Below are 6,000 nucleotides of genomic sequence, written 5' to 3' on the forward strand. Positions count from 1 at the left end.
TAGTGACATGTCAATGACAAAGAAAATTGACAACAGAAAGTTCAGTGGCATCTATGACGAGATCGTCAAGATGCTCGATCCGGACGGCAAAAGGGGGCTCACGGCCCGAGCTGTCCGAGATCAGTATTACCGGGGTAAGATCGAAATACTGAATGCTCACAAGTGCGCAGTAAAGCGCCGAATCGCTGAAAAGAGACGGGACGAGGCAGAGAGCAAGAAAATAACTGAGAGCGTAAAGGAGATGATCGAATCATGAACACAAGCACAAGCAATGCGGAGAAGCCATTTCGCTATTACCGCCTGCCGGAGATCATCGGGGACCGCAAGAACGGCATCCCTGCGATCATACCAATCTGTAAAGCAGCTTGGTACAAAGGTATCAAAGCTGGCCGGTACCCCAAGCCGGTCAAGCTGTCGGAACGGACGTCGGCCTGGCGGTCGACGGACATTGACGCGCTGGTGAAACGGTTGTCAGAGGGTGCAGAGCAACAATAAAAAAAGCAAATGGGGGGATTATGAAATACGCATGTGTACAACGGTACTTTGGCACGGGCCAAGTCAAAGCATTTGTAACCGAGGCAAAGGGGGAATATGCATCGGATTATACAAAATCACTCGATAGTTATGACGAATACTGTGATGTATTTGACACAAGAGAAGAGGCTTTACAATGTGAGCGTGAATCTCGGGAGGCTTAGCCATGCTACTTGCAAACATCATTGAGGAGAACCGGACGCTGCGTTTGGTCAATGCGCGACATGCAGAGTTGCTCGACCTGGAACGGGCGCGGAATCGGGTGCTGACCCGTAACCTCGACGAACTCACGGTCAAGTTCATACAGGCACAGGGGCTCTTGAACGATACGTCGAGTATTGTCGTGCATGAAAGCGACTATAGCGAGGGGGTGACGGCATGAAAGAAGCAAGGTATACGCCTGGTTCATGGAAAGTTATTCCGCCAAGCGAAGAACACCCAAGCAGAGCTATGGTAAGTAGTGCATTAGGTGTGGATATTTATAACGCGCCGTTGACAGCCGAAACAGAAGCAAATGCCAACCTCATTGCTGCTGCCCCAGAAATGGAAAAGCTTCTTTTTGATCTTATAAACATAGACGAAGCAGATCCCGTGGTTGGGATAAAGAGAGTGCTTTTGATCGGGTTAAAGGCTTATGCTCTTTTAGGAAGAATACGAGGTGAGACATGAAAGGGCTGATGCTGATCGCTTTTCTGGCGGTTTGGGTAATCGCAAGAGCCTGCGGTGTGCCGGATTTGGGAGCGGCAATATTCGGAGCACTCGGAGCGGTCGTGATTACAAGCGCTGCAGAATTGGTAAGGGTGAAAACAAACCCGAGGAACAATAAAAAAGCCCCGCCTGTCCGCGGGACCTAATTGAGAACACAAAACAATATACAAACATCATGGAGACAACAGAAATAATTAATGGTTGTGGCCACAAGATTTCGTGGGACTTGACTGGTGAGGTTTTGGGCCGTATACGCGAGGGGCTTACTGAAGAGGTCGCGGAAGGTTACGACGAGGCAGACGACAAGTTTCTTGCCACTGCAACAGTTATGCACGGAGAAATTATACATATCGCAAATCCAGAAACAGGAGAATAACATGTCAAAACAAATACAGAAATATGGAGCGGACGATCAGATTTTGTCAAAGGTGTTGCTCAGGGGTGATTTGAGTAGCCTCAATGACAATGAGAAGTATGCGTATGCCATGTCATATGCGAAAGCGGTGGGTCTTAATCCGGCGACAATGCCGTTCCAGATTCTCAAGTTGCAAGGTAAGGAGCGGTTGTACGCTGACAAAGGCACGGCTGAGCTACTGAGAGCGTCTCGCGGACTCTCGTTCGGTAAACCTGAATACTCGCAAATGGATGGGGATGTCTTGAGCGTGACAATAAGCATCACGGACGGCACGCGAACCGATTACGAAGAAGGGGCGGTGTACGTGGGCGGTTTGCAGGGCGAGGCGCTGGCGAACGCGAGAATGAAGGCGTTGACGAAGGCTAAGCGTCGGGCGACGCTATCGTTCTGCGGTCTCGGGATGCTCGACGAAACGGAGGTCGAGACCATTGCCAGAGCCGAGACCACACCGGTGCCGGCCGAACCGGCGGGACGTTGTTCGGAGGCGCAGATCGCGACGATCCGCAAGATGTACCGTTCCCACGTCATTACAGACGGCGAACGGGAGAGCATCGAGGCGAGGTATGCCAGAGGTGCGCTCAAAGGCGCGAAGACGATCGACTGGCTCAAGGAAGAGATCGAGAACCGTAAAGAAGTTGAGCGGACACAGCAGGCAAATTCAGGAGAACCGGTTTAAAATGGGCGATAAAAGCAAAATCGAATGGTGCGAAGCCACCTGGAACCCGATAATCGGGTGCAGTAAGGTCAGTTCGGGGTGTGATAACTGCTACGCTGAACGCATGGCGGGCAGGTTTTGCCAGACGGGAGGGTATTACAACGGTGTTGTTATTCCGACACGTGTCCTGTCCCAAAAGTATATGTGGACAGGCAAGACCGAATTCAAAGCTCACAAGCTTTATGAGCCTTTGCATTGGCGAAAGCCTCGGACGGTTTTCGTTTGCAGCATGGGGGATTTGTTCCACGAATCTGTTCGACGAGTTTTACGGACTGATAAGGTGATGTCGGTAATCGCTATGGCGGAACAACACCGGTTTATGATTCTCACAAAGAGACCGAAAAGGATGCTTGAGTACTTTGAGTACAGCAACCTTCCAGCCTATATCATGACACAACTTGACATGTGGCATGAGCATGATCCAAAGCATGACGATTTGGCAATTGAGGCAGCCGCCAAGATTGGCTGTTATAACAATTGGCCACTTGATAACCTCGCCATCGGCGTGTCGGTTGAGGATCAGCAGACCGCCGATGAGCGCATTCCGATATTGTTGCAAACACCAGCAGCTCGCAGATTTGTGAGTTACGAACCTGCACTTGGGCCGGTTGATTTCAGCAGATGGTTGAATGCGGGTATCGACCTCGTAATCATGGGGGGCGAGTCCGGCCCGAGCGCTCGGCCAATGCATCCTGAATGGGCGCGGTCGGTCCGGGATCAGTGCGAAGCGGCAGGAGTGCCGTTCCACTTTAAGCAATGGGGAGAGTGGCACCCGGAACCCCTTGGTTTTTCAGAACAGCGCCAGGCAGAGCTAAAACATCTTTGTTGGGTTACGCCTGACGGCAGGTTTAGTGATGTCGGTATAGGAAGAAAGGAAGATGATTCGCTCTTGATGTTTCGCGTCAGCAAGAAACGAGCAGGTCGTCTCCTCGACGGGCAAGAGCATAACGGTCAAATAAGGTGGAGGTGATAGCATGAAACCCGACAGCTACTACTACCGCCGTCAAGCCCGGATCGTCTACCAACAGCCGGTTGGTAAGCCCTTCGCCGAAGCGGAACTCGGTATCTGGGCGGCCAGCTGTGAAGCAGCGGAACGGCTTGTGGTGGTACTGGAGCGGTTACGCATGGAGAATCTGGAGTTACAGCAGCAGTTAAATAAACGTTAAACCGGAGATAAACATGAGCGATCAAAAGCCGTACAACATTAAATCGATAGGGTTCAGTGGTGGCCTTGATCTTGTATTTGCCAGAGGATGGACAAATGAAGAGAAAATCACTGTAAACGGTGCAGAACTTGAATTATCAAATGAGTTTCATTTGACACTCGCAGGTGTGTTGGGTGCGCTTCCGAAATGCCTGGATTTACCACAAAAGTTCGCACATCGTGTAGAAAAAATAAACGGAGAAATAAAAGAGGTTTCGGCAAAAGACCGGAGTTTCTACGCGGAAAAGATAGTGTTCGGACATGATGATGGTGGCGAATTCGTACAGATAATGCTTGGTGTCGGCATTCACGGTTTTCCCGAAGCCAGCCAGGTCAAGCTACCGAAAGCATATCTCAGGCCCGGATCCGAACGCCAGATCAGCATGTTCCCGGCAGACCTTGAAAACCATCTCATCGAACTCAAACGCCAGTGCAACGTCGTTGTTGAGGATTATATCAAGACGTTCGAAAAAGACATTCAGGCGTGGGAACTGAGAGATTTGGACCGAGGAGCACAAGAGGTTATTGATGCGATGGACAGAAAGAAAGGGACAAAATTAGAGCACATATCAGGTGGTCGCAAAGTGGGAGAGGTCCAGCTTTGACTACAACCGAGCAATATATCAGGAGCAATCGCCAGCGCAGGAATGCGAAGACGGGAAATATCTCAGAAGAGCATGTTATTGCTCTTCTGCGCCGGCACGGGTATAAACGAGTAGAGGCAATAGAACGGGCTTGGATAATAAAAAGAGCTGGTGGAAAAATCATATCCGCGATCCCGAAAAAGAAGGTCAGCGGTGATATAAAAGCGATGACTAAAGACGGCAAGATAGTACACGTCGAGGTCAAATGCAGGCAGGAGAAGTTGTTGTATTCGGATTTCGAGAAACATCAGGTTGAGGCATTGAGCGATGTTGTGAAGTACAACGGAATTGCTTTCGCTGCTTGGTATCGAAACCCTTACGAAATAGTGCTGCTTCGTTGGCCGATCAAGGGGTTCGGGCCGAGAAAGTCTATAACGTGGGAGCAGGCAAAGCAATGGAGCATATAAGACATGAGCACGATCAACCTGCATAATGTGGACTGTCTCGAAGGGCTCCGGGATCTGCCGGATGAGTCCGTGCATTGCTGTGTCACTTCTCCACCGTATTGGGGGCTCCGGGACTACAAGATAAAGCCTCAAGTATGGGACGATCCGGGGGATTGTGAGCATGAGTGGCATTCCGAACGGGTACAGGCCAGAACAGGAACCGGAGGGAACTGGCAGCAGGCTGCCAACGGGGTTGCTTTGCGGACGGGCAAAGATCAAACGAGGTTTAAAGGCAATTGTGCTGAAGCGAATAAATGCGAGACTGTAGAAATCGATACCGGTTTTTGCCGGAAATGCGGTGCATGGTTGGGTAGTCTCGGGCTGGAGCCGACCCCTGAACTGTACGTGAAACATATGGTCGACGTGTTCCGGGAAGTGCGGAGGGTACTGCGTGAAGATGGTACGCTATGGCTGAATTTGGGGGATAGTTACGGGAATACCATCGGAAAAGCTCGGCCGCGAAAAAACCCCAAAAGTATAAAACCAAAAGACTTAATCGGTGTGCCATGGTTGGTTGCCTTTGCGCTTAGGGCAGATGGATGGTATCTCAGGCAGGATATCATCTGGCACAAGCCAAACCCGATGCCGGAAAGCGTCAGGGATCGATGCACGAAGGCACATGAGTACGTTTTTCTTTTGAGCAAAAGCCGACAGTATTACTATGATGCAGCAGCGATCCGTGAACCTGCCAGCTATGGCGATAACGGCAGCAGCTTTGATGTAGGGAAAACAGCGGCTGCGAAGAATGAAGGTTTTCGCAAAAAGGTGCCTTCAAATTGGGATACAGAACCGGGTACACATCGTTCGTATCATCGAGACGGCCGGGCAAATAAGAAATCAGGGAACAAAGAAAGAAAGCCGGGATCTGCAAGAGGGTGCCCTGAAGGCACAGGATCGAACGTTTGTGGCAGCGTACCGTGGCAAGGCGATACAAGAAACAAACGCTCGGTATGGACCGTTTCTACAAAACCCTTCAAGGACGCGCATTTTGCCACCTTTCCTGAAGAATTGATAGAGCCATGCATTCTTGCAGGCTGTCCAGAAGGAGAGACGGTTCTCGACCCTTTTGCAGGAGCGGGGACAACCGGAGTTGTAGCTGCAAGAGGTTACAGGAACTTTATCGGGTTTGAGATAAACCCAGAGTACTGTGAAATGGCCCGGAAACGGATTGAGGCGATCACGAGGCAGGGCAGGCTATTTGAACCAGAAAACCTTTCACATGAGCAGACATGCAACAGTTGAGACTTGACATAGACGATGAGATCATCGTCGATAACTTTGCCGGCGGAGGTGGCGCGTCATTGGGTATCGAAATGGCTCTTGGTCGACGGGTC

12 protein-coding genes are annotated in these 6,000 nt (G+C 50.6%); all 12 read left to right on the plus strand.

Annotated features, from left to right (window positions below; all coding sequences use genetic code 11):
- Positions 1–13 precede the first annotated feature (13 nt).
- The 12 genes from QZ209_RS11450 to QZ209_RS11505 all read left to right on the plus strand — a co-directional run bounded on the left by QZ209_RS11450 (position 14) and on the right by QZ209_RS11505 (position 5,908).
- Positions 14–256, plus strand: coding sequence for a hypothetical protein (locus QZ209_RS11450; protein WP_294348001.1), 243 nt, complete (start codon positions 14–16; stop codon positions 254–256).
- A complete protein-coding gene (locus QZ209_RS11455; protein WP_294348003.1) occupies positions 253–495 on the plus strand; it encodes an AlpA family phage regulatory protein in 243 nt (80 codons plus the stop codon). The genes QZ209_RS11450 and QZ209_RS11455 overlap by 4 nt, the downstream gene beginning before the upstream one ends.
- A 205-nt stretch (positions 496–700) precedes the next feature.
- Positions 701–916 (plus strand): hypothetical protein, encoded by a 216-nt coding sequence (locus QZ209_RS11460; protein ID WP_294348005.1) that lies wholly within the window; start codon positions 701–703, stop codon positions 914–916.
- Complete coding sequence (locus tag QZ209_RS11465) at positions 913–1,203, plus strand: hypothetical protein (protein WP_294348007.1); 291 nt, start codon at positions 913–915, stop codon at positions 1,201–1,203. Before QZ209_RS11460 ends, QZ209_RS11465 begins: the two co-directional genes overlap by 4 nt.
- A complete protein-coding gene (locus tag QZ209_RS11470) occupies positions 1,200–1,388 on the plus strand; it encodes a hypothetical protein (protein ID WP_294348009.1) in 189 nt (62 codons plus the stop codon). The genes QZ209_RS11465 and QZ209_RS11470 overlap by 4 nt, the downstream gene beginning before the upstream one ends.
- Positions 1,389–1,417: 29 nt before the next feature.
- Positions 1,418–1,618 carry a hypothetical protein gene (locus tag QZ209_RS11475; protein WP_294348011.1) on the plus strand — a complete coding sequence of 67 codons (201 nt, stop codon included), beginning with the start codon at positions 1,418–1,420 and terminating at the stop codon, positions 1,616–1,618.
- A 1-nt stretch (position 1,619) separates the two neighbouring features.
- Entirely contained in the window at positions 1,620–2,333 is a 714-nt protein-coding gene (locus QZ209_RS11480; RefSeq protein ID WP_294348013.1) for a hypothetical protein, read from the plus strand.
- A gap of 1 nt (position 2,334) precedes the next feature.
- The gene (locus QZ209_RS11485; protein WP_294348015.1) at positions 2,335–3,342 is read left to right on the plus strand and encodes a phage Gp37/Gp68 family protein; all 1,008 of its coding nucleotides are present in this window, start codon (positions 2,335–2,337) and stop codon (positions 3,340–3,342) included.
- Positions 3,343–3,346: 4 nt separating this feature from the next.
- Positions 3,347–3,538 (plus strand): hypothetical protein, encoded by a 192-nt coding sequence (locus QZ209_RS11490; protein WP_294348016.1) that lies wholly within the window; start codon positions 3,347–3,349, stop codon positions 3,536–3,538.
- 13 nt (positions 3,539–3,551) lie between these two features.
- Entirely contained in the window at positions 3,552–4,181 is a 630-nt protein-coding gene (locus tag QZ209_RS11495) for a hypothetical protein (RefSeq protein ID WP_294348018.1), read from the plus strand.
- Complete coding sequence (locus QZ209_RS11500) at positions 4,178–4,627, plus strand: hypothetical protein (RefSeq protein ID WP_294348020.1); 450 nt, start codon at positions 4,178–4,180, stop codon at positions 4,625–4,627. Before QZ209_RS11495 ends, QZ209_RS11500 begins: the two co-directional genes overlap by 4 nt.
- A 3-nt stretch (positions 4,628–4,630) precedes the next feature.
- Positions 4,631–5,908: a site-specific DNA-methyltransferase gene (locus QZ209_RS11505; protein WP_294348022.1), complete on the plus strand. Its 1,278-nt coding sequence runs from the start codon at positions 4,631–4,633 to the stop codon at positions 5,906–5,908.
- Positions 5,909–6,000 lie beyond the last annotated feature (92 nt).

Source organism: Prosthecochloris sp. (assembly GCA_015482705.2).
Taxonomy (GTDB): Bacteria; Bacteroidota; Chlorobiia; order Chlorobiales; family Chlorobiaceae; genus Prosthecochloris.